Below are 25,166 nucleotides of genomic sequence, written 5' to 3' on the forward strand. Positions count from 1 at the left end.
CCGCTACCCGAGCCGGACGGGGAGGGATTCGACGCTGTTGCCGATGAAGCTGTGCAGGTACGGGAGTTCGGGCTCGGGAACCGCGAGGTCGAGGTCGGGGAAACGGGTGAAGAGCCGCTCCAGGGCGATGGTGGCCTCCAGGCGGGCGAGCGGGGCGCCCACGCAGTAGTGCGCGCCGTGCCCGAAGGAGAGGTGGCGGGAGGCGGCGGGGCGGGTCACGTCGAAGCGGTCGGCGTCCGGACCGTGGAAGGCCTCGTCGCGGCCGGCCGAGGTGTAGCCGGCGAGGACCGGGGTGCCCTGCGGGATCACGGTCCCCCCGACGGTCAGGTCGCGGGCGGCGTACCGGAACGGGAACCAGCTGACCGGGGCGTCCCAGCGCAGGGTCTCGTCGACCACGTCGGACCAGCCGGCCTTGCCCTCCCGGACCAGCGCGAGCTGGTCGCGGTGGGTGCACAGGGCACGGACGGCGTTGCCGATCAGGTTGAGGGTGGTCTCGTGGCCGGCGACGAGCATCAGCCGCATGGTGCCGATGAGTTCGGCCTCGCTGAGCCGGTCGCCGTCGTCCTCGCGGGCCGCGATCAGCGCGCTGGTCAGGTCCTCGCCGGGGCTCTCGCGGCGGGCGGCGGCGATCGTCCCCATCAGCTCGACGAGCTCCCGTACGGCGGCCACCACCTCCGCGGGCGTGGTGTCGGTGGCGATGATCACGGTGTGGGACAGGTGGTGCAGCCGCCCGCGGTGCTCGGGGTCGACGCCCAGCAGCTCGCAGATGACGCTCATGGGCAGGGGCAGCGCGAAGCGGCTGCGCAGGTCCACGACCCCGTCGGGAGCCTCGGCGGCCGCCCGCGCGAGCTCGTCGAGGAGCGCGGTGGTCAGCTCCTCGATGCGCGGCCGCAGCCGTTCCACCTGGCGGGCGGTGAAGGCGTTGCCGACGAGGGAGCGCAGCCGGCGGTGGTCGGCGCCGTCGGCGGTGTGCATGCCCTGGGCGTTGGCGAACACCCGCAGCGGCCAGTCGGGCGCGATGGTGCCGTCGTGCAGGGCGGGGAAGTGCCGGGCGTCCTTGGCCGCGTCGGGGTGGGCGAGGAACTCCTTCAGCGCTTCGTGTCCGAGGACGACCGCAGCGGGCACCCCGCCGGGCAGGACCACGTCCGCCACGGCGCCCCGGCCGCGCAGCCGGGCGTTGAGGGCGTGCGGGCAGCCGCCCGCGGGGTCGATGACGTACGCGGGCGCGGGTGCGCTGTCGGGTGACAAGCCGGGTCTCCTGACCGTCTGGACGAGTGGGCGGATCTCGGGCAACAGTGCGGCCTGGAGGGCGGGTTGGACAAGCCCCTCCGCGGGCGTCCCCGGATGGCGGCCGCCGCGCCGGCGCGCCCGGCGGGCGGTGGCGGCGTAGGGTCGGGTCATGGCGGACGCACGGCGGACTCTCGAAGGCAAGGTCGCCCTGGTGGCCGGGGCCACGCGGGGCGCGGGCCGGGGCACCGCGGTCCAGCTCGGCGCGCGGGGTGCGACGGTCTACGTGAGCGGGCGCAGTACGCGCGGCAGCCGTTCGGAGTACGACCGGCCGGAGACCGTCGAGGAGACCGCGGAGCTGGTCACGGCGGCGGGCGGGCGGGGCATCGCCGTGGTCGCGGACCATCTGGTGCCGGAGCAGGTCGAGGCACTGGTCGCGCGGATCGACGCCGAGCAGGGGCGCCTGGACGTGTTGGTGAACGACATCTGGGGCGGCGAGAAGCTGTTCGAGTGGAATGCCACCGTGTGGGAGCACGACCTGGACAAGGGGCTGCGGATCCTGCGGCTCGCGGTGGACACCCATGCCATCACCAGCCATTGCGCGCTGCCGCTGCTGCTGCGGGAACCGGGCGGGCTCGTGGTGGAGATGACCGACGGCACGGCCGAGTACAACGCGGCCCACTACCGGGTCTCGTTCTTCTACGACCTCGCCAAGTCGGCGGTGCTGCGCATGGCGTTCGCGCTCGGGCACGAGCTCGGGCCGCGCGGGGCGACCGCGGTGGCGCTGACGCCCGGCTGGCTGCGCTCGGAGATGATGCTGGACAACCACGGGGTGAGCGAGGAGAACTGGCGGGACGCCCTGGAGCGGACGCCGCACTTCGCCATCTCCGAGACCCCTTCGTACGTCGGACGGGGCGTCGCCGCGCTCGCGGCGGACCCCGGGGTGGCGCGCTGGAACGGCCGGTCGCTCTCCAGCGCGCAGCTGGCCCGGGAGTACGGATTCACGGACCTCGACGGCAGCCGGCCGGACGCCTGGCGGTACCTGGCCGAGGTCCAGGACCGGGGCCTGCCGGCCGATGTGACCGGCTACCGCTGAGCGGTCCTCCGGGTTCAGGGCAGCCGCAGCTCGCGGGCTCCGCCGAGCGGTGCGAAGAACCGCTCCACCTCCGCGTCGGTGACCTCGGCGAGCGCGGGCGGGGACCAGCGGGGGTCGCGGTCCTTGTCGACGACCTGCGCCCGTACGCCCTCCACCAGGTCGGGTGAGCGCAGGGCGTGGCAGGAGACCCGGAACTCCTCCTCCAGCACCCGCTCCAGGGAGCCGAGTCCGCGGGCCCGGCGGAGGGCGGCCAGGGTGACCTTGAGGGAGGTCGGGGACTTCGCCAGGATCGTCTCGGCGGCCTCCTTGGCCGCCGGATCCCCCTCGCCGAACAGTCGTTCCACGATCTCCTCGACGGTGTCGGCGGCGTGGCAGCGGTCGATCCAGGGGCGCCGTCCGGCCAGTTCACCGGGCGCGGGCTGCTGCGCGAATTGCGGCAGCACCCGGTGCGCCGGGGCGCCGGCGAGGGCGGCGGTCAGCTCCTGGAGCCGGGCGGCGGGTACGAAGTGGTCGGCGAGCCCGCACAGCTGCGCGTCGGCCGCGCCCACGGCGGCCCCGGTCAGGGCCAGGTGGGTGCCGAGCTCCCCCGGAGCCCGGGCGAGCAGGTGCGTACCGCCCACGTCGGGGACGAAGCCGATGCCGGTCTCGGGCATGGCGACGCGGGAGCGTTCCGTGACGACGCGCACGCTGCCGTGGGCGGAGAGGCCGACTCCGCCGCCCATGACGATCCCGTCCATGAGGGCCACGTACGGCTTCGGGTAGCGGGCGATCCGCGCGTTCAGCCGGTACTCGTCGCGCCAGAAGTCCTCGGAAGCCCTTCCGCCGGCCTTCGCGTCGTCGTGGATGGCCCGGATGTCCCCGCCGGCGCACAGGCCGCGCTCGCCGGCGCCGCGGATGAGGACCTGGACGACGGCGGGCTCGTGCTCCCAGGCCGCCAGCGCCTCGGTGATCCGCAGCACCATGGGGTGGGTGAGGGCGTTGAGCGCCCTGGGGCGGTTGAGGGTGATCACCCCGGTGTGGCCCTCCGTGGTGAACAGGACCGTGTCGTCTGCGCCGTCTTCGCTCTTCACACCGGCCAGTATGTAGCGTGGTCCGGCATGCGAAAGATCATCCTCATGATGTCGATGTCCCTCGACGGCTTCATGCAGGGACCGGACCGGGACATCTCCTGGCACATGGTCGACCACGAACTGCACCGGTTCATGAACGACGAGATCCGCCCGCTGGGCGGCTTCCTGACCGGCCGGGTCACGCACGAGCTGATGACGGAGTACTGGCCGACCGCCGACGCCGATCCGGACTCCTCCCCGGAGGAGGCGGAGTTCGCGGGCATCTGGCGGGACATGCCGAAGTACGTGTACTCCCGCACGCTGCGCCAGGAGGACCTCGCCTGGAACTCCACGCTGGTGCGGGACGTCGTACCGGCCGAGGTCGCCGCGCTCAAGGAGGCCCCGGGCGGCGACCTGGTCGTGGGCGGGGCCGACCTCGCCGCCGCCTTCCTGCGCCACGACCTGGTGGACGCGTACCGGCTCCTCGTGCACCCGGTGCGCATCGGCCGCGGCACACCGGTGTTCCCGCCGTTCGCCGGCCCCGGACCGCTGCGCCTGGAAGGCACCCGCACGTTCGGCAACGGCGTGGTCCAGCTGCGGTACGCGCGACCCTAGGGAGTGTTCACGGCAGGAGTGTTCACGGCAGCCGGCCGGGGTGGGTTCCGGGGGTGTGGCCGAAGGCGCGCCGGAAGACGTCGATGAAGGCGCTCGCGGAGGACCAGCCGCAGCGGTGGGCGACGGCGGTGACGGGGGTGCCGACGGCCAGCAGCCGCAGTGCCCGGTGCAGGCGCAGCTGGGTGCGCCACTGCGGGAAGGTCATGCCGAGTTCGGAGCGGAACAGGCGGCTCAGCGTCCGCTCGCTCGCCCCGGCGCCGGCGGCCGCACCGAGGGCCGCCAGGGTGCGGGAGTCGGCCGGGTCGGCGTGCAGCAGGGCGCACACCGCCGTCAGCCGGGGGTCGGCGGGCGCGGGCAGGTGCAGGGGCTGCAGGGGCGCGGCGCGCAGCTGGTCGAGCAGGACCCCGAGCATCCGGCGCCGCTCGGGGCCGTCGCCTTCGGGGCCGTCGCCCTCGGGGGCCCGCGTGTAGGCCAGGATCAACTCGCGCAGCAGCGGTCCCACGGCGATCACGGCGGGGGTGTGCAGGCCGAGCGGGTTGAGCCGGGTCGGAAGGCCGACGGAGTGCAGGTCGGTGCGCCCGTACGCGCGGTGCTCGTGCACGGTCCCGGCCGGGATCCACAGGGCGCGGGTGGTGGGGGCCACCCAGGTGCCGGCGTCGGTGGTGACGGACAGCACTCCGGAACCGGCGTAGGCGATCTGGTGGTCGTCGTGCCGGTGGGGGTCGATCCCGACGTGGGTGTCGAGGGCGCGGATGCTGGTCGCGGCCCGCGGGGTGTGGCGGATTTTCTGCATCACCGGGCAATTTATCGGAAGCGGGCCGCTCGCGGTGCGGGAGATCCTCGACCGGTGAACCCGTCGAAGACCGCTTCCGGACGGCCCGCCGCCGCGACACGTCCCGTACGGCGCCGCCGTCTCGCCGCCCACGCGGCCGGCCACTCCTGCGTGGACGTCTACCAGGGCGCCGTCGCCGCGCTCGTCCCCTTCCTCGTCTCCGAGCGCGCGTACGGATACGCCGCCGCCTCCGGGATCGTGCTGGCCGCCTCCCTGCTGTCCTCGGTGGTCCAGCCGCTGTTCGGGGTGCTGGCCGACCGGCGCCCGGTGCCCTGGCTGATCCCGCTGGGCACCGCCGCCGCCGGACTGGGCATCGCCCTCGTCGGCGCGGACGCCGGCTATCCGGCCACCGTGGCCGCCGTGGCCCTGTCGGGGCTGGGCGTGGCCGCCTACCACCCGGCGGCAGCCCGGCTGGTCCGCACCTCGGCGGCCGGCCCCGGGCACACGGCGATGAGCTGGTTCGCGCTGGGCGGCAACATCGGCTTCGCCTGCGCACCGCTGCTCGTCTTCGGGGCCCTGTCGGTGTCCGGGCCGCCGGGCTGGGCGCTGCTGGCCGTCCCGGCCGCGCTGGGCGTCGTACTGAACCTCCCGCGGCCGGCGCGGAACGGGGCGGCCCGGGCGCGGGCGGCCGCGTCCGCCGGCGCGCCCGGGCCCGAGGACCGGCGGGCCTTCCTGCGGCTGTCGCTGGTGGTGGTCGTCCGCTCCGTCGCGTTCGTCGGGCTGAGCACGTTCATCGCCCTGTACGTGCGCGAGCGCGGCGGCGGGGGAACCGCCGGGGCGGTGGCGCTGTTCGCCCTGTTCGCGGGCAGCGCGGGCGGCACCCTGCTGGGCGGCCGCCTGGCCTCGCGCCGGGGCCGCGTCGCCACCGTCCGCCGGGCGTACGCGGCGGCGGCTCCCGCCGTCGCGGGCGTACTGTTCCTGCCGCTGCCCCTGGTGTACGGGTGCGCGGCGCTGGCCGCAGCCGCCCTGTACGTGCCGTTCTCGCTCCAGGTGACGCTGGGCCAGGACTACCTGCCGGCCCGCATGGGCACGGCGGGCGGGGTCACGCTCGGCCTGACGGTCAGTGCCGGCGGTCTGGCGAGCCCCTTCATCGGCGCCCTCGCGGACGCCACGTCCGTACGGGCCGCCCTGCTCCCCCTGGCCGTGCTGCCGCTGCTCGCCTGGGCCCTGGCCCGGCGGCTGCCGGAGCCCGCACCGGCCGCGTGAACGCGCGGGCCGGCGCCGCCGCGGGTTACATGGGCGTGAACCCTGACGCCGGACCGACCTCGGGAGACCGGATGAGCGCCGCAGCAGACCGCACCGAACGTTCGCCACTGTCCCTGGACGACGGCACCGCCCTGGTCCTCATCGACCTCCAGCAGGGCATCCTGGCGCTGCCCACCACCCGGCCCGCCGCCGAGGTCCTCGCCAACGGCATCCGGCTCGCCGAGGCCTTCCGCGCCCGCAGGCTGCCCGTGGTGCTGGTCAGGGTCGCCTGGTCGCCCGACGGCGGCGACCTGCCCACCACCGACGTGGACCGCCCGGGCCCGGCCTCGGCTCCGCCCGCCGCGTTCTCCGAGATCCCGGCCGAGCTCGCGGCCCTCGGCGACGTCGTGGTGACCAAGCGGCACTGGGGCGCCTTCACCGGCACCGAGCTCGACCTCCAGCTGCGCCGCCGCGGCATCCACCGGATCGTCCTGGCCGGCATCTCCACCAGCGTCGGGGTCGAGTCGACCGCCCGTACGGCCTGGGAGCACAGCTACTCGCTGGTCTTCGCCGAGGACGCCACCGCCGACACCGACCCCGCGTCCCACGCCCACGCGTTCGGCAAGATCTTCCCGCGCATCGGCAAGGTCAGCACGACGGCGGAGATCACCGCCGCCCTCGGCGCCGACCCGCTGCATTCCGCCTGACGTCGTGACAGGTATTCCGTTTCATTCCGGCGGGCCAACACCTGACGTGACATCAAATGGCCGGAATTGTTGCCGTTTCAGCTGTGGTTATGCTCATCACCCGAGTGATGGATGACTTTTATCGATCGCTTACGGGCAGAGTGGGGCGGCCGATTAACACCCCCACGCGACCGCAGGACCGGAGAACCGATGGACAGGAACCTCGTCATCCAGACCCCCGCTGGTGGCCAGGAGTTCGATGAGAGCCAAGTGCCTCTCTACTACAGCCGCAAGACAGCCGACATCCTCCACAAGTACGGCCCCGGACCCAGGGTCCACTTCCACATGGGCCTCTTCGGCCCGGGCGAGACGCCGAACACCACGGTCTCCCAACGCGTGCTCAAGCGCCGCATCGTGGAGTCCCAGGAGGCCATCGTCGCGCACGCGGCCCGCAGTTGGGGAGCCTGCACCACCCCGCCCGCCAGCGTCCTCGACATCGGCTGCGGCGTCGGCGGCGGCTCGCTCTACTGGGCCCAGGAGCACGGCGCGACCGTCACCGGGCTCACCGTCGCCGGCGAGCACATACCCGTGATCCAGGACTTCGCCCGCCAGGCCGGCGTCGCCGACCTCGTCACCCCCCTCCTGGCCGACGTGCACGACTTCACGGCCGACCGCAAGTACGACGCCGCGTACGCCAACGAGAGCTCCGGCTACATGGACCGCGAGCGGCTCTTCCAGGTCGTGGCCCGCTCGCTCAAGCCGGGCGGCTGGTTCGGCATCCAGGAGCACTTCATCTGCCGGCCCGAGTGGACCGAGTTCATCGACGGCTACTACAAGACACGCCTCGGCACCCTCACCGAGTACCTCACCGCCGCCGAGGCGGCCGGTTTCGAACTGGAGCAGGACGAGGACGTCACCGACCGGGTCGCCGAGTTCTGGGTGCAGTCGATGGCCTGGAACACCGCCGAGCTGGACCGCGTCGAGAGCTCCGGGGCCACCACCTCCGCCTGGTCGCGCGAACGGCTCCAGGAGTCCACCATCACGCACGGCAAGCTGTTCAGGATCTGGCGCGACCACGCGCTGGAGACCCGCCTGCTGATGTTCCGTCTGGGCGGGGGCGGCTGACCGATGCCCCCCGCGTACGGCGACAACGCCCGACCCTCCCGCATCGGCTGGGAACTCCCGCCCTTCTACTGGCCGTTCGAGCGGGGACTGATCCATCCCAAGGCGGCCGAGATCGAAGAGCGGTCCATCGCCTGGATCGACGCGTTCGGCCTCTACCCGGACGCCACCGAGCGCGCCTGGGGACTGGCCTCGCGCAGCGCCGACCTCGTCAGCCGGATCGTCCCCCACGGCGACGTGGAGTCCATGCTGGTCTTCGCCCAGTGGTGCTACTGGGCCTTCGCCGCGGACGACTGGCAGGACTCCGACGCCGGCGCGACGCCCACCGCGTCCGTCGTCGGCCACGGAACCCGCCTGATCCGCGTCCTGGAGGCGCCCGGCACCGGCCTGCTGCCGCCCGGGCCGCACAGCGCCGCGCTGGAGGACCTGGCGGCCCGCACCCGGGCCGTGCTCACTCCGTTCCAGCTGCGCCGGTTCACCGAGGGCATACAGGAGTGGGTGCTCGGCGCCGCTTCGCAGGCCGCCCACGCCGAGCGGGGCACCATGCCGGGCCTGAACGACTTCGCGGCGACCCGGAGCTGGATCGGCGGCACGCGGTTCCTGCTGACCTGGTGCGAGGCGGCGGCCGGCATAGAAGTGCCGGCCGACGTGCTGTACTCGGCGCCCGTCCAGGCCATGACCGAAGCCGCCGGGTTCATCGTCGCGTGCGACAACGACCTGTTCTCGTACAACAAGGACGACCATCACGAGCCGCTGGAGCAGAACCTGCTCAACGTGCTGGCCGAGGAGCACGGCTGTACGCCGGCCGAGGCGCTGCCCGCGGCGTACGCCCTGCGGGACCGCTCGCTGACGCTGTTCGCGCGGCTGGGCGAGCAGCTGGCGCGGGGTGCGGACGAGCAGCTCGGCAGGTACCTCACCGCGCTGGAACACTGGATCGTGGGCGACACCGAGTACCACGACCGCGCGCCGCGCTACGCCAGTCCGCGCAACCGCAACGCGCTGCCGGTCGAGGGGGCCTCGTACGACATCACCTGGACCGATGCGCCCAGCGACCCGAGCGCCGAGCCGCTGCCGGTCCCGGCTCTCGCCTGGTGGTGGCAGCAGCTCGACGCCCCGGCGCGCTGAGGCGGCCGGGCTCCCCCGGCCTCAGCCGCGCCCGAGCAGACGCGACCACCACGAGGCCTGGCCCGCGGGCCGCACCTCCGTGAAGGGGGCGGCCTGCGGGGCCGGGGGCGCGGCCGGCGGCCGGTGTGCTCCGGGTACCTGCGTGGAGCCGGTGACGGCGGCCCCGCGCGGGGTGAACCGTACGGGGAGTGACACCAGGTGACGGGACAGCAGCGAGGAGGTCCACCGCAGCCCGTCCTCGGGGACGGCCAGCTCCAGGTCGGGCAGGCGCGTCAGCAGGGTGTCGATGCCGGTGTCGGCGATGGCCCGGCCGATGTCCTGTCCGGGGCACTCGTGCGGGCCGCTGCTGAAGGCCAGGTGCGAGCGGTTGCCGTGGACCGGCACCGTCAGATCGGGCCGGATCTCGGGGTCGACGTTGCCCGCCGCCAGCCCGAGCAGCAGCATGTCACCGGCCTTGATCCGCGTTCCGGCCAGCTCCGTGTCACCGGTGGCCCAGCGTCCGAGCATCGTCATGAACGGGGGCTCGTCCCACAGGACTTGCTCCAGGGCGTCCGGGAGCGTCATGTGGCCGCCGGACAGGTTCGCGCGGAAGCGGCGATCGGTGAGCACCATGCGCAGGGTGTTCGCGATCAGGTTGGCGGTCGTCTCGAAGGCCGCGATCACTACGAGCCGCAGGTGCTCGACGGCCTCGTCGTCGTTGAGCGCGGTGGGGTGTTCCACGAGCCAGGTGGTGAAGTCCCGTCCGGGCACCTCCCGCTTGCGCTCCACGAGCTCGCGGAGGGTGACCGAGACGAACTCGAAGCTGGCGACGGCCGTCTCGGTGCCCTGGATCATGTCGCGGGCGGCCTCGACGAGACGGGGTCCGTAGGACTCCGGCGCCCCGACGAGCTGCGTCATCACCAGCATCGGCAGCGGCTCGGCGAAGTCCTCGACGAGGTCGGCCTTCCCGGTCTGCACGAAGGCGTCGATCAGCTGGTCGGCGAAGCGCTTGACGTAGCGGCGTATGCCGCGGCGGTCGAAGCGCTCCAGGGACTCGGTGATCGCCCCGCGCAGCCGCTCGTGCTCGACGCCCTCGACGAGGTGGCACGCGGGCTGCCAGGCGGTCATCGGGGTCAGCGGGTGGTCCGCCGGGACGTTGCCCTCCTGCTGGTCCCGCCAGTGGCGCGGGTCGCGGGCGAACCGGGACGGGGTCCGCACCACGTCCAGGTTCTCGCGGTGGCCCAGCACCAGCCAGGCCGGGAGGTCCCCCTGGACGAGGACGGGGGCCACCGCGCCGTGCTCGGCGCGCAGCTTCTCGTACAGGCCCATGGGGTCGGCCTCGGCCTCGGCACCGTAGAGCCGGTGGGCGGGGCAGCCGGGCGGCGGCGCGGCCGGACCCGGCTGGTGGGTGGGGGTGGTGCTCACGATGCCTCCGGGGTCGCGGCGAGGGAGTGCAGGTAGCGCATCAGCGTCATCAGGACGTCGCGGCTGGAGTCGCGCCGGCGCGCGTCGCAGAAGACGAGCGGTACGGACGCGGGCAGGTCGAGGGCGGAGCGCAGCTCCTCCAGGGGGTGCTCGGGCGCGTCCGGGAAGGAGTTGACGGCGACCACGAACGGCACCCCGCGCTCCTCCAGCCGGCCGATCACGTCGAAGCTGACCTCCAGGCGGCGGGTGTCGACCAGGACCACCGCGCCGAGCGCGCCCTCGAACAGACCGCGCCACAGGAACCAGAACCGCTCCTGGCCGGGGGTGCCGAACAGGTACAGCACCAGCTCTTCGTTGATGCTGATGCGGCCGAAGTCCATGGCCACGGTGGTGGAGGTCTTGCGCTCCACTCCCGCCGTGTCGTCGACGCCGACCCCGGCCTGGGTCATCGTCTCCTCGGTGGTGAGCGGCCGGATCTCGCTGACCGAGCCGACGAGGGTCGTCTTGCCGACGCCGAAGCCGCCCACGATCACCACCTTGACTGCGGCGGCGGCCGTGGCCGGCAGCGCGTCCTCGCGCCGGGGCGCGGTGGCCCGCTCAGAGCTTTCGAAGTCCATCGATGACTGCCTCAATCAGTGCCAGGTCCGGGAGTTTGGCGGGGGCGACGGGTGGGCGGGAGAGCACGTGGCCCGCGGCGAGCAGGTCACCGAGGAGTACGGTGACCACGCTCACCGGCAGGCCGAGGTACGCGGAGATCTCGGCCAGCGAGAGCGGCGTCTGGCACAGCCGCATGATCGCCGCGTGCTCCGGCTGCATCCCGGGCTTGGGCCCCGACTTGGCGATGATCAGCGTGACGAGGTCGAGGTGGCTGGGTTCTAAATCGCCACTGCGGCCGCCGGTGATCACGTACAGCCGCTCGGGAGTGCCGTCCTCCCAGTCCCCGCCCGGGTTGCTCACGCCGGCTGCCCGTCGCGGCGCGGCGGGCTGCTCAGGTGTTCTCCGATCCGGGCGACGAGGTCGCGCATCCGCTGGCCCATCAGCCCGGCGTCGACGCCTTCGCCGGCCAGGACGGCGAGGAAGGCGCCGGCCCCGGCCGCCATCAGGTAGAAGAAGCCGCCGTCCATCTCGATGACGACGAGCCTCATCCGCCCGCTGCTGCCCGGGAGTTCGGTGGCGACCGCGCCGGCGAGGCTCTGCAGCCCGGCGCAGGCGGCGGCGAGCCGGTCCGCGGTGTCGGTCTCCGCCCCGTACTGCGCCATGCGCAGGCCGTCGGCGGACAGGACGATGACGTGGCGGGTCTGCGGGACGCCCTCGGCCAGGTCCTTGAGCATCCAGTCCATATTGGTCTGCTGCTGGCTCATGGCTGTTCCCCCTTGCTCGCCGAGGCCGGCGAGTCATCCGTGTTCTGGCTTGCCGCGCCGCTCCGGGTCGCGGCGGTCTGGCTGTCCCCCGACAGGCCGCCCTGGAAGGCGGCCAGCCACATCCCGGGCTGGACCTCGGGCTGCGGCTGCGGCGCGGGCTCGGGCGCGCGTCCCGATCCGTACGCGTACCCGCCCTCCTCGGCATAGCCGTGTCCGGCGCGCTCCGCGGCCGCCTCGGCCGCTGCCACGATCCGGTCGCCGGCGCCGTCGGCCTCGGGCGCCTCGGGTGCCACGGCGCGCGCCTTGCGGCGGCGCTGCGGCAGGCCGCCCGGGGTCCGTTCGGTCACGACGGGCACCTCGTCGGGCGCGGCCGGTATCCGGGGGCCGGTGACCGGGCGGGCCGGCTCCTGCCCCGCGTCCGGCGTACCGGCCTCCGCGGTGGTCTTGGCGGCGGCCGGGGCCAGGGCGGCACGGGGGCCGGAGGCGGTGCCGATGCCGTGGGCGACGCCGGTCGCGGCGGCGGCCGTGGTGATGAGCGACTGCGGGATGACGAGCACGGCGCGCACGCCGCCGTACGCCGAAGCGCGCAGCGAGACCTGGAAGTCGTACGCCTGCGCCAGCCGGCCGACCACGGCGAGGCCCAGGCGCGGGGTCTCCCCGAGGTCGGTGAGGTCGATGCCCTGCTGTGCCTGGCGGAGCATGCGCTCGGCCCGCTTGCGGGCCTCCTCGCTCATGCTCACGCCGCCGTCCTCGATCTCGACGGCGATGCCCGAGTTCACGTCGACGGCGGTCAGGTGGACCCTGGTCTGGGGCGGGGAGTAGCGGGTCGCGTTGTCCAGCAGCTCGGCGAGCGCGTGGATGAGCGGTTCGACGGCGGGGCCGACGACGGCCACCTGCGAGACGGAGTGCAGCTCCACGCGCTGGTAGTCGATGATCCGCGACATGGCGCCGCGCAGCACGCTGTACAGCGGGACGGCCTTGCTCCACTGGCGGCCGGGCCGGGCCCCGCCGAGGACGGCGATGGAGTCGGCCAGGCGGCCGATGAGGGCCGTGCCGTGGTCGAGCCGCAGCAGGTCGCCGAAGACCTTGGGGCTGCGGCCGTGCCGGTCCTCCATCTCCCGCAGTTCCTGAGCCTGTTGGTGCACGATGGCCTGGACGCGGCGGGCGATGTTGACGAAGGCGCGCTGCGCCGAGTCGCGCAGGTCCTCCTCGGCGACGACGGCGTCGAGCACGGAGCGCAGCACGGCCTGGTGGGCCGCCCTGAACTCCGGTGTCAGGCCGGGCCCGTGGGTGTCGAGCTCCTCCAGGGAGGCGAGCACCTCCTCGGGGAACTCCCCCTTGCGCAGCCGCTCCACGACGTCGGGCAGCAGTTCCTGCGCGAGTCGTACGGTCTCGGCCTGCTGCCGGAGCAGGGCCGCCTCCTGCGCGGCGACGACCGCGCGCAGCGCGGCGACCGACTTGCCGCGCCGGGCGGCCTCACCGCAGGACAGGGCGACGGCCACGAAGGCGACGGCTCCCATCCAGGCGACGGGGGTGCGGGCAGGTGCGGACACCTGGACCACGGCGATCGCCGCGACGGCGGCGGTCAGCAGGGCGGGCAGCGCCCAAACGACGGGTGAGGTGGGCCCTGGACTTCCGGGCGACGATCCCACGCGAACCATCAGAACCCTCAAACGATCGAAAGCGAATGATCATATGACAACGGCCCGGAATCTTAGCGTCTCTATGCACGGCCCTTGACAGCAGGTCATGATCCGGACTGCACAAGGGGGTTGGCGTCCGCCAATATGGCCGAAACCCATACGCCCCGACCCCGCCCCGAGCCGCCCCGGATCCCGCTGCGGCCTAGCCCGCACACGACTTCCCGGCCCGGCGGAAGGGCCGCGCCCCAGCCGACGGAACGGCCGGATCCCGACGGCCGCCGCCTCCGGCGCACGTCGGCGACATGTCGTAGACATGTCGGGACACGTCAGGAGAACTTCAGGGAAACACCGCGAAACCGACCGTGAGGGGCCGCAGCCGGCGAGCGATCTCCGCGCGCGTCGGCGCGGCCGGCGCGGCCCTGCGGCACCAGGCACCCACAACCCCGCGTACGAAGGATGATCCTGACGCCCCGTTCGCGGGGCCCGTCTTCCGCCGACCCCGCGTGGTGACCGCGAGCACCACGCGACCGCGTCCACAGGCCCGCGAGACCCGCGGCGGGTTCCGTACCCCCGCGCCCCCGGCGTTCAGCGCCAGGGCCGGCCGGCCGGCCACGGATGGGACGTGCGGCCATCATGGCCCGGGACGCACGAAAGGCCGTCCTCTCATGGTTGAGAGAACGACCTCCGACCTGCTTAAAGCATGGTCGGGACGACAGGATTTGAACCTGCGACCCCTTGACCCCCAGTCAAGTGCGCTACCAAGCTGCGCCACGTCCCGTTGTGCCGTTGATCTGGGGTTTCCCCCGTCCCGGCGGCACATGCAGAACATTACCCCACGTAGAGGGGTGCGCATGCACGGGTTTCCGGCCGCGGGCAGGATGGCGGGGTGAACGCACGGGATCGGGACGGTGAGGGGCGGGCGCGCAGCGCGCGGCCGCGGGACGGGCTGGGGCGGCCCCTGGCGTACGGGGAGCCGGGCGTGGAGCGGCAGCCCGAGGGGATCGTGCGGGCGCCCGCCGAGACGGTGGCCGAGGCGCAGCGGCTGCTGGACGCCGGGATGCCGTTCCACGCGCACGAGGTGTTCGAGGACGCCTGGAAGTCCGGGCCCGAGGCCGAGGCCCCGCTGTGGCGGGCCCTCGCGCAGCTGGCGGTCGGGCTCACGCACGCCGCGCGCGGGAACGCCGTCGGCGGGTCGCGCCTGCTGCGCCGCGGGGCGACCGCCCTGGCCGGGCCCGACACGGGGGATGGCGCCGGCGGCGGGGGCCCGTACGGGATCGACGTACCGGGGCTGGTCCGCTGGGCCCGGGCGCTGGCCGGGCGGGTGGAGGCCGGCGCGGCGGTCGACGCGGCGGCCGAGGCGCCGCGGCTCTCCTCCCCGCCGGACACGCCGGAGCGGCCGGGCCCCCGCTGACCCCGGGCGGGCCGGTGCCGGGCCGGGGCCCCGCCGGGGTCTACGCGGGTTCGAGGAGGTCCCAGCGGTTGCCGTACAGGTCCTCGAAGACCGCCACCGAGCCGTACGCCTCGTGGCGCGGCTCCTCCAGGAAGCGGACGCCCTCCGCCGTCATCCGCGTGTGGTCCCGGGCGAAGTCGTCGGTGTAGAGGAAGAACCCGACCCGGCCGCCCGTCTGGTCCCCGACCCGGGAGCTCTGGGCCTCGTCCTTGGCGCGGGCCAGCAGCAGGGCCGCCTCGGTGGCGCCGTCCGGGCGGACCACGACCCAGCGGGAGCCGTCGGGGCGAGGGGTGTCCTCGACGAGGGTGAAGCCGAGGGCGCGGGTGTAGAAGTCGATGGCCTCGTCGTAGTCGCGGACGACGAGGGCGGTGAGCGCGATGTATGCGGGCATGGCACTCATTCTGCTGGTCCGGTCAGCAGGATCACCTCCAGGGTCCTCGGGCCGTGCACGCCCTCCACCCGGTCGAGCTCGATGTCACTGGTGGCCGAGGGGCCGGAGATCCAGGTCAGCGGCCTCGTCGGGTCCAGCAGGGGCAGGGCCTGCGGGACCGAGTCCACCACCTGCTCCGGGACCCGGACCACGCAGATGTGGTGGTCCGGGATCAGGGTGACGCGGCGCCGGCCCTGCCCGGGGCCGCCGTCGAGGACGATCGTGCCGGTCTCGGCGATCGCCAGGGCGCAGCCGGTCACCACGCTGTCCACCGCGTCCAGTTCGTACGGGTTCGACCCCGGCCGGTCGTCGATACGGGCGGCCCCCGCCGCCGCCGGCCACTGCGGGGGCAGACCGGCCGGGACGAGGACCGTACGGGCGCCGCGTTCGGCCAGCAGCCGGGCGATGAGCGCGGCGATCCCGTCGCCGTCCGTACGGTGGACCCGCGCGCGGTACTCCGCGAGGTGGGCGGCCAGGAGGTCCGCCGTCTCGGCCGGGGTACGGGCGCCGTGGACGCGGAGGTAGTCCCGGGGGACGGCGGGGCCGGGGCCGCCGTCGGCCACCGCCCGGCGGATCCGGCCCAGGATGCGGTCCCTGCTGCTCATGCCCCGTCCCCCCGCTCCCGCGCCCACCAGGTGCGGAACGACTCCGCCGGGAGCTCCGGCAGCTCCCGGCTGTCCGTCCACGCCCGCCCGGGCCCCGGCAGCCGGCGCGGCCGCAGCCTCCTGGCACGGGCCAGCAGCCGCTCCCCGGCGCGCAGCGCGCCGGGGCGGTCCAGGAGCAGCCGGGCGGCCCGCATCGCGGCCCGTTCGGCGGTGTGGCCCCGCGCCGGTCGGATCCGTACGCGGACGCCCTCGCGGGTCACCGGGCCGCCCTGGACCACCCGTTCGCGCAGGTGGACCAGGATCTCCGGGATGTCGATGGCGACCGGGCAGACCTCGTAGCAGGCTCCGCACAGGGTGGAGGCGTACGGCAGCGAGGCGTCGATCGCGCTGCCGGTACCCCGCAGTTGGGGGCTGAGGACGGCGCCGATCGGCCCCGGGTAGACCGAGCCGTACGCGTGGCCTCCGGCGCGCTCGTACACCGGGCAGACGTTCAGGCAGGCGGAGCAGCGGATGCAGCGCAAGGCCTGGCGGCCCACCTCGTCGGCCAGCGTGTCGGTGCGGCCGTTGTCGAGGAGGACGAGGTGGAAGGCGGTGGGGCCGTCGCCGTCCGCCCCGCGCGACGGGCCCACCCCGGTCCACATCGTGGTGTACGGGTTCATCCGCTCGGCGGTGGACGAGCGCGGCAGCGTCTGGAGGAAGATCTCCAGGTCCCGGAAGGTCGGCACGACCTTCTCGATGCCGACCACCGAGATCAGGGTCTCGGGCAGCGTCAGGCACATCCGGCCGTTGCCCTCGGACTCGAAGACGACCATGGTGCCCGTCTCGGCGACCATGAAGTTGGCCCCGGAGATCCCGACCTTGGCGCGCAGGAACTTCTCGCGCAGGTGGAGCCGGGCGGCCTCGGCGAGCTCGCGCGGGTCGTCGCCGAGGCCCTCGGGCGCGGGGCGGCCCCAGCGGCCCATCTCGGCCGCGAAGATCTCCCGGATCTCGGCCCGGTTGCGGTGGATGGCCGGGACGAGGATGTGTGAGGGCCGGTCGTGGCCGAGCTGGACGATGAGCTCGGCCAGGTCGGTCTCGTACGCGGCGATCCCGGCCGCTTCGAGGGCCTCGTTGAGGCCGATCTCCTGGGTCGCCATGGACTTGACCTTGACCACCTCCCGGTGGCCGGTCGCCAGCACCAGCCCGGTCACGATCCGGTTGGCCTCGTCGGCGTCGGCCGCCCAGTGGACGGTGCCGCCCGCGGCCGTGACCGCCTCCTCCAGCTGGACGAGGTAGCGGTCGAGGTGGCGGAGCGTGTGGTCCTTCACGGCTTTCCCCGCGGCGCGCAGCCCCTCCCAGTCCGCCAGCTCGGCGACGGCCCGGGCCCGTTTGTCGCGGATGGTGTGGGTGGCGTGCCGGAGATTGGCGCGCAGCACCGGGTCCCCCACGGCCTCCCGGGCCGCGTCGGGAAAGGCGGGAAAGTCGGGAGAGGCGGGAAAGTCGGGCATGCCCATGAATGTGCCGCTCATGTCAGCGGTTCCTCCTCCGTCGAGGCCAGGATCTCGGCGAGGTGCAGGGTCCTCATCGCCTCTCCCCCGCGGCGCAGGATCCCGTCGAGATGGGCCAGGCAGGAGTTGTCGGCCCCGCACAGCACCTCCGCGCCCGTCCGCACCGCGCTGCCGGTCTTGTCGGTGCCCATGGCCGCCGACACGTCCGGGTTCTTCAGCGCGAAGGTGCCGCCGAAGCCGCAGCACTCCTCGGCCCCGGGCAGCTCGACGAGGTTGAGCCCCTTGACGGCGGAGAGCAGCCGCCGCGGGCGCTCCCCCAGCCCGAGGGCCCGCAAGCCGTGGCAGGAGGGGTGGTAGGTGACGGTGTGCGGGAAGTACGCGCCCACGTCGGTCACCCCGAGCACGTCCACCAGGAACTCGGTCAGCTCGAAGACGCGCGGTACGAGTTCCTCGGCCAGCGCCGTCAGCCCGGGGCCGCGCCCCTCCCGCTCCGCCTGGCGGCCGATGCGCGGGTAGTGGGTACGGACCATCGCGGCGCAGGATCCCGACGGGGTGACCACGTACGGGTACCCGGCGAAGGCCTCGGCGGTGCGCCGCAGCAGCGGCTCGCTCTCGCGCCGGTAGCCGGTGTTGTACTGCGGCTGGCCGCAGCAGCTCTGGGCGGCCGGGAAGTCCACGCCGACGCCGAGCCGCTCCAGCAGGCGTACGACGGCGATGCCGGTGCGCGGGTACAGCGCGTCGTTGACGCAGGTGACGAACAGGGCGGCACGCATGACGGGCAGAATAGCGGCGTGAAGAAGTTCTCAGTGATCGGCATAGGCGCGGGCGACCCGGACCACCTGACCCTCCAGGCGGTCAAGGCGATCGGCGCGGCGGACGCATTCCTCATCCTGGAGAAGGGGGAGGAGAAGTCGGATCTGACCGGGCTGCGGCGCGCGATGCTCGACGCGCACGCCGGCCCCGGCCACCGGCTGGTGGAGGGCCGCGACCCGGACCGCGACCGGACCCCGGCCGACTACGCCCCGACCGTGGACGGCTGGCGCAGCGCGCGGGCCGAGATCTTCGAGCGGTTCATCGCCGAGGACCTGGCGGACGGCGAGACCGGCGCCTTCCTGGTGTGGGGCGACCCCTCGCTGTACGACTCCACGCTCGCCATCCTCGACGAGGTGCTGGAGCGGGGCCGGGTGGCCTTCGAGCACGAGGTCGTACCCGGCATCAGCAGCGTCTCCGCCCTGCTGGCCCGGCACCGGACCAACCTGAACCGGGTCGGCCGGCCCGTCCAGATCACCACCGGCCGGCGCCTGGCCGAGGGCTGGCCGCAGGACGTGGACGACGTGGTGGTGATGCTGGACGCGCGGCACGCCTTCACGGCCCACCTCGACCAGGACCTCTTCATCTACTGGGGGGCCTACGTGGGCACCCCGGACGAGATCCTGGTCTCGGGGAAGCTCGCGGAGGTCGCCGGCCGGATCGAGGAGCTCCGTACCGAGGCCCGTGCCCGCAAGGGCTGGATCATGGACACGTACCTGCTCCGGCGCGGCTGAGGCCCTCTACAGGTACGCCGGGAGCGCGGCGGCGAGGCGTTCGTACTCCTCGGGCCGGTTGTAGATCTGCCCGCAGATCCGGATGCCGCCGCCGCCGGGCCGGCTCCAGATCAGCACGCGGACGCCCAGCCCGGCCGCGATCCGCTCGCGCAGGGCGCTCGCCTCCGCCTGGGTCTCGGCGGTGCCGGGCGGCAGCCGCAGGGCGCGCATGGCGAGCCCCTCGGTGTACGGCAGCGGGGTGAGTCCCGGGATCTGGGCGAGCAGGGCCGCGCCGTGGGCGGCCAGGGCGGCGTTGTGGGCCCGCACCTTGTCGGCGTCGAGCCGGTCGAGGAGGTCCAGGCCCTCGGGGGCGGCGAGCCAGCCGGTGTAGTCGGCGGTGGCGCGGTTCTCCACGGAGCGGGGGAAACCGTGCGCGTCCTCCCAGGAGGGGACCAGCGCCCGGACCCGGCCGCGGTGTGCGGGGGCGACGGCGAGGACGGCGCTGCCGGAGGGGGCGTACCCCCATTTGTGCAGGTTGCCGAACCAGAAGTCGGCGGCTCCGGCGAGCGGGTCCGCGATCATGCCGGGGGCGTGGGCCCCGTCGACGAGGGTGGTGATCCCGCGGGCGGTGAGCTCGGCGAGCAGCCGGGGCGAGGCGATGAGCCGGGCGGTGGGCGAGCTGATGTGGTCGAGCACCACGGCCCTGGTCCGGGGCGTCAGCCCGGCCAGCACCGTCTCGCGTACGGCGTCCTCGTCGGGCAGGTACGGGTCGAGGGAGACGGTGGTGATCGGGGCGCGGCGGGCGGCGGCCGCCACGACCGTGCCGTAGCCGTGGTCGGTGACCAGGATCTCGTCGCCGTCGGCGAAGGGGACGGCGTCGAGGGCGAGGTTGGCGCCCTCGGTGGCGTTGGCGATGAAGGCGATGCCGTCGGGGTCGGCGCCGAGGTGACGGGCCACGCGGGCGCGCGCCGCGGCGATCCGGTCGGGGGCCTCGATGAAGAAGGCGTCGGGATCGGCGTGCGCCTCCTCGCGGAGGGTGGCCTGGGCCTCCTGCACGGGGACCGGCACCGCGCCGAACGAGCCGTGGTTGAGGTGGGACACGGCGGGATCGAGCCTGAACAGTGCGCGCCCGCCGGGGAACTCGGCGGGCGGCCCGGCGGGGCGTATCGGCTTGGGCTGGTTCACGGGACCTCCGGGGTGCGGCGCGGCTGTCCCCGCATCATCGCCTGCCGTACCGCGCGCGCCCAGTACGCCCCCGGCCGAACCGGCCGGACCTGCCGGACCGGGTCCGCCGCCCGCCGCGGTCAGGGCCCGATCTCGAACTGCGGTGCCTTGAGGCTCTTCAGGCACGCGGTCCGGGGGGCGGCCGGATCGTCGAAGAACGAGACGGCGATCTCCTGGGCGCACTTCGAGGTGGCGAACACCACGTGCGGCTCGTAGGGGACGGTGACGACCTTGGCCTTGCTCAGCGTCCGGGCGACGTACGGTCCGTTGTCGGCGCCGGTCTGGGAATCGAAGCCGCCGGACAGGGCGAGGGTGGGGATGTCACCGCTCGTCGCGTCCCGGATCGAGCGCGGCGCCGCGGGGACGTTCCAGACGTCGCAGTCGGGACGGAGGAAGGTCAGCTGGGGGGCCTGCGCCTGTACCGAGCGGGGGAAGTCCGGGAAGGCTTCCTGCCCGCCCTTGAGTGCTTCGGCCTGGCTCTCGTACGGGGTCCATTCGCTGCAGAAGACGCCGTAGACGAGGCCGTGCGCGACCCGGCCCATGGCTGCGGGGCTGAGCTTGCCGCCGGCGTACTGCTGTGCGATCCGCTGGGGCTTGCCGTGCGCCAGCTCGTCGAGGGCCCGGGGCACTTGGGGCGCGACGTGGGTGGCGGAGGTCATCCAGCTCACGAGGGCCCCGCCGTCCAGTACGACCTTCACCGGCTTGTCGCTGCCGGGGACCGAGACGGTGGTGGTGACCGGATTGGCTTCGAGGTCGCGGACGAGCTTGTCGAAGGTGGCCGACAGGTTCGGGTAGCGCTTGTTGCACGCCGGCTGGTCCGCGCAGGCCTTGAAGAGGCCGTCGAAGCCCTGCCGGGCGCTCATCCAGGTCGCGGCCGAACCGGACTTGGAAGGGGGCAGGATGCCGTCGATGCCCACCGAGCGCAGCCCTTCGGGGTGCAGGCGCATGTAGACGAGCGCCAGGTGGGTGCCGTAGGAAATGCCGTACAGGTTCCACTGCTTGACGCCCAGGGCCGCGCGCAGGTCCTCGTAGTCGGCGGCGCTCTCGGTGTCGTTGTAGGCGCCGGCGTCGATCCCGCCGGCCGCCAGCTTGTCGCGGCAGGCCTTCGTGGCCGCGACGTGCAGGCGTTCGGTGGACGGGGCGTCGGAGACGAGGCCGACGGCGCGCGCGTTGAACTCGTCGATGTTGGGGCACAGGACGTTCGGCCGGGCCGAGTACGTACCGCGCTGGGACATGAAGACCACGTCGCGGTCCCGGTTCAGGCCGCCGTCGATCGCCATCTTCGCCTCCCCCACGGCGTCGTCGCCGGGTCCGCCGGCGAGCCACACGATGGGGTCGGGTTTCGGTTTGCCGGTGGCGGCGGGCACGATCGCGACACCGAGCTCGATCGTCTTGCCGGTCGGCTTCGCCCGGTTCTCGGGCACGGTGAGCGTTCCGCAGCGCGCCCCCTTGAGTTCGGGGATCGGCTCCGGCGTCCTGGGGCAGGGGCCCGGTTCGTAACGGGCGTCGCCCACCGTCCGCGCGGCCGTGCCGATCGGCGCGCCGGGGCCGGTGGTGGCGTCGGTGCGGGACCGCGCCTGAGCGGGTCCGGCGAGCAGTCCGGTGACGAGGAGGCCGGTCGCCACGCCGGCCGACGCGGCCCGGACCCGCCGTACGGAGTGACGACGACGGGGCGCGTGGTGCACGGGCGCGTGGTGCGGGGTCATCTGCCCTCCCGGTCATTTCGGGATGATCGTGAACGGCTCGGGCGCCAGGCCGTCCGCGCACGAGGTGTCGGGCGCGGTCGGGCGAGCGAAGAACGATGCCAGCACGCGCTGCGCGCAGGGCGACTGCGGGACCACCCAGTGGCCGATTCCGGGGATCAGCACGGAGGTCGAGCGGGACAGGTCGCGGGCCACGCCCTTCGCCCAGCTCGCCCCTGTTTTGACGTCGAACGTCCCGGAGACGACGAGGGCCGGCACCGAACTGACCGTGGGCACGCGCTGGATCTCCGCACGGTCCGCGACCTTCCAGATCCCGCACACCGGGTACTGGAACGGCAGCTGCGGGGCCTCCGCCAGGACCGTGTCGGGCCACTCGGGGTAGGCCTTCCGGCCGGCCTTCAGCACGTCGGATTCCGAGTGGCCCGGAGCCCACTCGGCGCACGCGATCGAGTTCGTCAGTCCGTGCGCGAACTCGCCGGTCTTCTGTACCGAGCCGGCCGCGCGGGCCTGGGCGAAGCGCTGCGGGTTCCCGCGGCTGAGTTCGTCCAGCGCCGCCGGGAGGTCCTTGGGCCGGGGGGTGAAGGCGACGATCAGGTTCAGCAGGGCGCCCCCGTCGAGGACGGTCTTGACCGGCTTTCCGCCGTCCGGCGGCGTGACGTCCAGCGTCAGCGGGTGCGCCTCCAGCTTGCGCACCTGCTCCGTCAGCATGCCGGGGAGGTCCGGGTACCGGTCCTTGCAGGCGGGCTGCGCCGCGCACGCCGCGAAGATGTTGCGGATGCCCTCGGCGGTGCTGCCCCAGGTCCAGGGCAGGGTCACGAACTGGGAGGGGGCGACCGAGTCGATCGCCACCGCGCGGATCCCCTCGGGGTGCAGGCGCAGGTACGTCAGGGCCAGGTTGGTGCCGTAGGAGTATCCGTAGACGTTCCACCGGGGGATGCGCAGCGCCGTGCGCAGATCGGCGAAGTCGGCGGCGTTCTCGGTGGTGTTGTAGGCGTTCAGGTCGACGCCGTCGGCCACGAGGCGGGCCCGGCAGTCCGTCACCGCCTTCAGCATGAGCTGCCGCGCCCGCCGCGCGTCATAACCCAGGCCCACGGACTGCGCGTTGAACCGGTCCACCTCCGGGCAGGCGAGATTCGGCCGGTCGTGGAGGTTGCCGCGCTGGGCCATGACGATCAGCTCGCGGTCCTTGTTCAGGCCGGAGTCGACGAGGAAGGGAATGTCGTCGAACGTGTCGGCCCCGGGGCCGCCGGCCATGAACACCACGGGTTCCGCGGCGGGCTTCTCGGCGGCCGCCGCGATCCTCGCCACGGCCAGTTTGATGGTCCGCCCGCCCGGGCGGGAGCGGTTCTCGGGGACCTCCAGGAACCCGCACCGCGCCGTGTCCAGCGCCTCGATCGGCTCGGGCGTCTTCGGGCAGGGGCCCGGTACGAACCGGGGAGCCGCGGTGGGGCCGGGCGTGGCGGACGGGGAGGACGGGCCGGCCGAGCCGGACGGGCTGCCGGCGGCGGCCCCCGGTGTCCCGCCGAACGCCGCCAGGCAGACCAGAGCGGCCGCGGCAGCCGCGTTGACGCCGTGTTTCGCCATGTGCGCTCGTTCCTGTGTCGTGCAGGCGGATGGAACACACCTCTTCGACGGTAACGGCAGGCGGGAAGCCCCGCACACGGTGGCGGAACGGGCCTGGCCGGCCCTGATCCGCAAGGTGCCCCGGTCTAGTCGCGCCCGCTCGTGACGGCGTAGTACTGCAGGTCCTGGACCTGCACCGTGCGGTCCGCCGCGTAGGGCAGTTCCACCTCCGCCCCGGCCTTCCCGTCGCGCACCACCGCCGCCGAGCTGGTGCCCGGGCGCAGCGGGAGGAGTGCGGAGTGGATGCCGGCCGGGGCCTCGTGCGCGTCCCGGGCGGCGCCGACCACCGTGCGGACGGTCGCCGGGGCCCTCAGGAAGCTGAGCACCTCGACCGTGTCGCGGGGCGCGGCGCTGCCCTTGCGCAGGGACATCACCAGCGACTGGGCTCCGGCGGGGTCCGCGGAGGCGAACTGGGTCCGGGCGGATACGTACAGCGTGTCGCGGACGATCTTCGGCCAGCTGCCCGTCTTGAACTTGGTCAGGTAGTACGAGGAGAGGTCCAGGTAGGCGTACCCGTTGTGCAGCGAGGGCGCGAACTGGCTGCCCTCGGAGTAGTCGTTCCAGGTGGTGAGCTGCACCCAGTCGGCGCCGTCGTCGATGGCGTGCGTCCATGTGGAGCGCAGGGTGGCGGTGTTGCCCGCCTCGTCGTAGACGCCCTGGTTGGGGCGGGCGTCCTGGACCGACACGGGCTGCATCCAGATCTTGCCCATGCCGTGGGCCCGTTGTACGTCGCGGGTGGCGCTCTCCTGGCCGACGTAGCTGCGGCTGCCCCATTCGGAGAAGCCGTGGCTGATCGGCGCGAACCCCGCGCTGTTGGCGTCGTAGTCGAGGAACGTCGGGACGAAGGCGGTGCGGATGCCGTGCCGGGTCCTGAGGAGGTCGAGCACCTGCGTCCACCAGGCGACGCTCTTGGCCTCGGCCTTGAAGGGGGAGACGACGAGGCGGCCGTCGCCGAGGCGGTGCGCGGCGGGGGCCTTGCCCAGGGCCGCGACGGCGTCGGCGAGCACGCCGGGGTCGTCCGTGTTCAGGGAGGTCATGTCCGGCATCAGCATGATCTTGAAGGCGGGGTCGACGGTGTGGGCGGCCTCCATCAGGAGCTGGGCGCGGTCCCGGTTCGGCCCGGACAGGGAGAGCATGTCGAGCGTGAACCCGTCGAGGCCGGCGGCGCGGGCGGTGCGCACCTCCTGCTCCAGGTTGGCCCGTTCCCAGTTTCCGGACTTGGGCGGGGTGGGCGGCGGCCGGTCGCGCAGCAGGCCCCCGTACCGCTCGTGCTTGCCGTTCTCCCCCGCCGGGTTCAGGTAGTTGCGGGTGTAGTAGTCGGCGTCGGCGCTCGCGTTGTCCAGTGAGAGGGGGTACGGGGTGAAGTAGTGCGCGAACACCAGCTTCCTGCCCGCTTCGCCGGTGCGCAGGGCGGCCGGGGCGGGCAGGTCGAACGGCAGGGCGCCGGCGGACCGCCCGCCTCCCGCGTCCCCGGCGCCCGGGCTCCGGGCCGGCCCGTCGGGGCTCGGGCCGGGTGCGGTCGGGGACGTGCCGGTGGCGCCGGGTGCCGTGGTCCCCGCGCCCGTGCCGGGCCCGGCGGCCCAGGGCGTGCCGATCACGGGGGCGGACACGGCGCCTTGGCGGGCGTCGGCCGTGAACGGGTTCCACGCGATGCCGGCGGCGGCGCAGACTCCGGCGAGCAGGAAGGCGGCGGCGAGCAGGGTCGCGAGCGGCCGGCCCCGGAAGCCCGGACGGCGTCGGCGGTGTGAACTCATCGTGGGTGCCCTCCCCTGCACG

The 25,166-nt window shown here is 73.8% G+C and carries 24 protein-coding genes and 1 tRNA gene; 8 read left to right on the forward strand and 17 right to left on the reverse strand.

The features are described 5' to 3' along the window. Positions 1–3: 3 nt before the first annotated feature. Positions 4–1,248: a cytochrome P450 gene (locus ACFYXV_RS07615; RefSeq protein WP_389382302.1), complete on the reverse strand. Its 1,245-nt coding sequence runs from the start codon at positions 1,246–1,248 to the stop codon at positions 4–6. A gap of 151 nt (positions 1,249–1,399) precedes the next feature. Here ACFYXV_RS07615 and ACFYXV_RS07620 point away from each other — a divergent pair, with 151 nt between their 5' ends. After that, on the forward strand, positions 1,400–2,323 hold the full coding sequence (locus ACFYXV_RS07620; protein ID WP_385465658.1) for an SDR family oxidoreductase: 924 nt from the start codon (positions 1,400–1,402) through the stop codon (positions 2,321–2,323). Between the two features lie 14 nt (positions 2,324–2,337). On the opposite strand, the gene ACFYXV_RS07625 is transcribed toward ACFYXV_RS07620, so the two are convergent. After that, positions 2,338–3,402: an enoyl-CoA hydratase/isomerase family protein gene (locus ACFYXV_RS07625; protein ID WP_389382468.1), complete on the reverse strand. Its 1,065-nt coding sequence runs from the start codon at positions 3,400–3,402 to the stop codon at positions 2,338–2,340. An 18-nt stretch (positions 3,403–3,420) separates the two neighbouring features. Between ACFYXV_RS07625 and ACFYXV_RS07630 the strand changes: the two genes are divergently transcribed. After that, positions 3,421–3,987: a dihydrofolate reductase family protein gene (locus tag ACFYXV_RS07630; protein ID WP_385465661.1), complete on the forward strand. Its 567-nt coding sequence runs from the start codon at positions 3,421–3,423 to the stop codon at positions 3,985–3,987. A 22-nt stretch (positions 3,988–4,009) separates the two neighbouring features. Here the strand turns inward: ACFYXV_RS07630 and ACFYXV_RS07635 are convergent, their stop codons facing one another. Further along, a complete protein-coding gene (locus ACFYXV_RS07635) occupies positions 4,010–4,780 on the reverse strand; it encodes a helix-turn-helix domain-containing protein (protein ID WP_389382303.1) in 771 nt (256 codons plus the stop codon). Positions 4,781–4,834: 54 nt separating this feature from the next. Here ACFYXV_RS07635 and ACFYXV_RS07640 point away from each other — a divergent pair, with 54 nt between their 5' ends. The 4 genes from ACFYXV_RS07640 to ACFYXV_RS07655 all read left to right on the forward strand — a co-directional run bounded on the left by ACFYXV_RS07640 (position 4,835) and on the right by ACFYXV_RS07655 (position 8,937). Continuing rightward, positions 4,835–6,025, forward strand: a complete 1,191-nt coding sequence (locus ACFYXV_RS07640) for an MFS transporter (protein ID WP_389382304.1) — start codon at positions 4,835–4,837, stop codon at positions 6,023–6,025. A 71-nt stretch (positions 6,026–6,096) separates the two neighbouring features. Continuing rightward, the gene (locus tag ACFYXV_RS07645) at positions 6,097–6,711 is read left to right on the forward strand and encodes a hydrolase (protein ID WP_385465670.1); all 615 of its coding nucleotides are present in this window, start codon (positions 6,097–6,099) and stop codon (positions 6,709–6,711) included. A 189-nt stretch (positions 6,712–6,900) separates the two neighbouring features. After that, positions 6,901–7,815, forward strand: coding sequence for an SAM-dependent methyltransferase (locus ACFYXV_RS07650; RefSeq protein ID WP_385465673.1), 915 nt, complete (start codon positions 6,901–6,903; stop codon positions 7,813–7,815). A 3-nt stretch (positions 7,816–7,818) separates the two neighbouring features. Next, positions 7,819–8,937: a hypothetical protein gene (locus ACFYXV_RS07655; protein WP_385465676.1), complete on the forward strand. Its 1,119-nt coding sequence runs from the start codon at positions 7,819–7,821 to the stop codon at positions 8,935–8,937. 21 nt (positions 8,938–8,958) lie between these two features. Here ACFYXV_RS07655 and ACFYXV_RS07660 read toward each other — a convergent pair whose 3' ends face one another. From ACFYXV_RS07660 to ACFYXV_RS07685, 6 genes are all read right to left on the reverse strand, one after another. Further along, positions 8,959–10,341, reverse strand: coding sequence for a cytochrome P450 (locus tag ACFYXV_RS07660; RefSeq protein ID WP_385465679.1), 1,383 nt, complete (start codon positions 10,339–10,341; stop codon positions 8,959–8,961). Next, positions 10,338–10,958 (reverse strand): ATP/GTP-binding protein, encoded by a 621-nt coding sequence (locus ACFYXV_RS07665; RefSeq protein ID WP_383338591.1) that lies wholly within the window; start codon positions 10,956–10,958, stop codon positions 10,338–10,340. Before ACFYXV_RS07665 ends, ACFYXV_RS07660 begins: the two co-directional genes overlap by 4 nt. Continuing rightward, positions 10,939–11,298, reverse strand: a complete 360-nt coding sequence (locus ACFYXV_RS07670) for a DUF742 domain-containing protein (RefSeq protein ID WP_382981840.1) — start codon at positions 11,296–11,298, stop codon at positions 10,939–10,941. The genes ACFYXV_RS07665 and ACFYXV_RS07670 overlap by 20 nt, the downstream gene beginning before the upstream one ends. Then, positions 11,295–11,702 (reverse strand): roadblock/LC7 domain-containing protein, encoded by a 408-nt coding sequence (locus tag ACFYXV_RS07675; RefSeq protein WP_134069669.1) that lies wholly within the window; start codon positions 11,700–11,702, stop codon positions 11,295–11,297. The genes ACFYXV_RS07670 and ACFYXV_RS07675 overlap by 4 nt, the downstream gene beginning before the upstream one ends. Further along, a complete protein-coding gene (locus tag ACFYXV_RS07680) occupies positions 11,699–13,363 on the reverse strand; it encodes a sensor histidine kinase (RefSeq protein ID WP_385465686.1) in 1,665 nt (554 codons plus the stop codon). Before ACFYXV_RS07680 ends, ACFYXV_RS07675 begins: the two co-directional genes overlap by 4 nt. 683 nt (positions 13,364–14,046) lie before the next feature. Continuing rightward, positions 14,047–14,123, reverse strand: a tRNA-Pro gene (locus ACFYXV_RS07685). A 108-nt stretch (positions 14,124–14,231) separates the two neighbouring features. Here ACFYXV_RS07685 and ACFYXV_RS07690 point away from each other — a divergent pair. Beyond that, positions 14,232–14,756, forward strand: a complete 525-nt coding sequence (locus tag ACFYXV_RS07690; protein WP_389382306.1) for a DUF309 domain-containing protein — start codon at positions 14,232–14,234, stop codon at positions 14,754–14,756. A gap of 40 nt (positions 14,757–14,796) precedes the next feature. On the opposite strand, the gene ACFYXV_RS07695 is transcribed toward ACFYXV_RS07690, so the two are convergent. The 4 genes from ACFYXV_RS07695 to ACFYXV_RS07710 are packed head-to-tail and all read right to left on the reverse strand — an operon-like array spanning position 14,797 to position 18,090. Continuing rightward, positions 14,797–15,186, reverse strand: coding sequence for a VOC family protein (locus ACFYXV_RS07695; RefSeq protein ID WP_383338572.1), 390 nt, complete (start codon positions 15,184–15,186; stop codon positions 14,797–14,799). A gap of 5 nt (positions 15,187–15,191) precedes the next feature. Further along, positions 15,192–15,830 carry a lactate utilization protein C gene (locus tag ACFYXV_RS07700; RefSeq protein WP_385465692.1) on the reverse strand — a complete coding sequence of 213 codons (639 nt, stop codon included), beginning with the start codon at positions 15,828–15,830 and terminating at the stop codon, positions 15,192–15,194. Continuing rightward, positions 15,827–17,338, reverse strand: coding sequence for a lactate utilization protein B (locus ACFYXV_RS07705; RefSeq protein WP_389382307.1), 1,512 nt, complete (start codon positions 17,336–17,338; stop codon positions 15,827–15,829). Before ACFYXV_RS07705 ends, ACFYXV_RS07700 begins: the two co-directional genes overlap by 4 nt. After that, positions 17,335–18,090, reverse strand: a complete 756-nt coding sequence (locus ACFYXV_RS07710; RefSeq protein WP_385465698.1) for a (Fe-S)-binding protein — start codon at positions 18,088–18,090, stop codon at positions 17,335–17,337. Before ACFYXV_RS07710 ends, ACFYXV_RS07705 begins: the two co-directional genes overlap by 4 nt. A gap of 18 nt (positions 18,091–18,108) precedes the next feature. Here ACFYXV_RS07710 and cobF point away from each other — a divergent pair, with 18 nt between their 5' ends. Then, positions 18,109–18,861 (forward strand): precorrin-6A synthase (deacetylating), encoded by a 753-nt coding sequence (gene cobF / locus ACFYXV_RS07715; protein WP_385465701.1) that lies wholly within the window; start codon positions 18,109–18,111, stop codon positions 18,859–18,861. A 6-nt stretch (positions 18,862–18,867) separates the two neighbouring features. On the opposite strand, the gene ACFYXV_RS07720 is transcribed toward cobF, so the two are convergent. From ACFYXV_RS07720 to ACFYXV_RS07735, 4 genes are all read right to left on the reverse strand, one after another. Next, positions 18,868–20,025: an aminotransferase class V-fold PLP-dependent enzyme gene (locus ACFYXV_RS07720; protein WP_389382308.1), complete on the reverse strand. Its 1,158-nt coding sequence runs from the start codon at positions 20,023–20,025 to the stop codon at positions 18,868–18,870. A 119-nt stretch (positions 20,026–20,144) separates the two neighbouring features. Next, positions 20,145–21,770, reverse strand: coding sequence for an alpha/beta fold hydrolase (locus ACFYXV_RS07725; RefSeq protein WP_389382309.1), 1,626 nt, complete (start codon positions 21,768–21,770; stop codon positions 20,145–20,147). A 12-nt stretch (positions 21,771–21,782) separates the two neighbouring features. Beyond that, positions 21,783–23,351 (reverse strand): alpha/beta hydrolase, encoded by a 1,569-nt coding sequence (locus tag ACFYXV_RS07730; RefSeq protein ID WP_389382310.1) that lies wholly within the window; start codon positions 23,349–23,351, stop codon positions 21,783–21,785. 125 nt (positions 23,352–23,476) lie between these two features. Next, positions 23,477–25,144: an endo-1,3-alpha-glucanase family glycosylhydrolase gene (locus ACFYXV_RS07735; protein WP_389382311.1), complete on the reverse strand. Its 1,668-nt coding sequence runs from the start codon at positions 25,142–25,144 to the stop codon at positions 23,477–23,479. Positions 25,145–25,166: the final 22 nt, after the last annotated feature.

This window comes from Streptomyces sp. NPDC002181, from assembly GCF_042890485.1.
Taxonomy (GTDB): Bacteria; Actinomycetota; Actinomycetes; order Streptomycetales; family Streptomycetaceae; genus Streptomyces.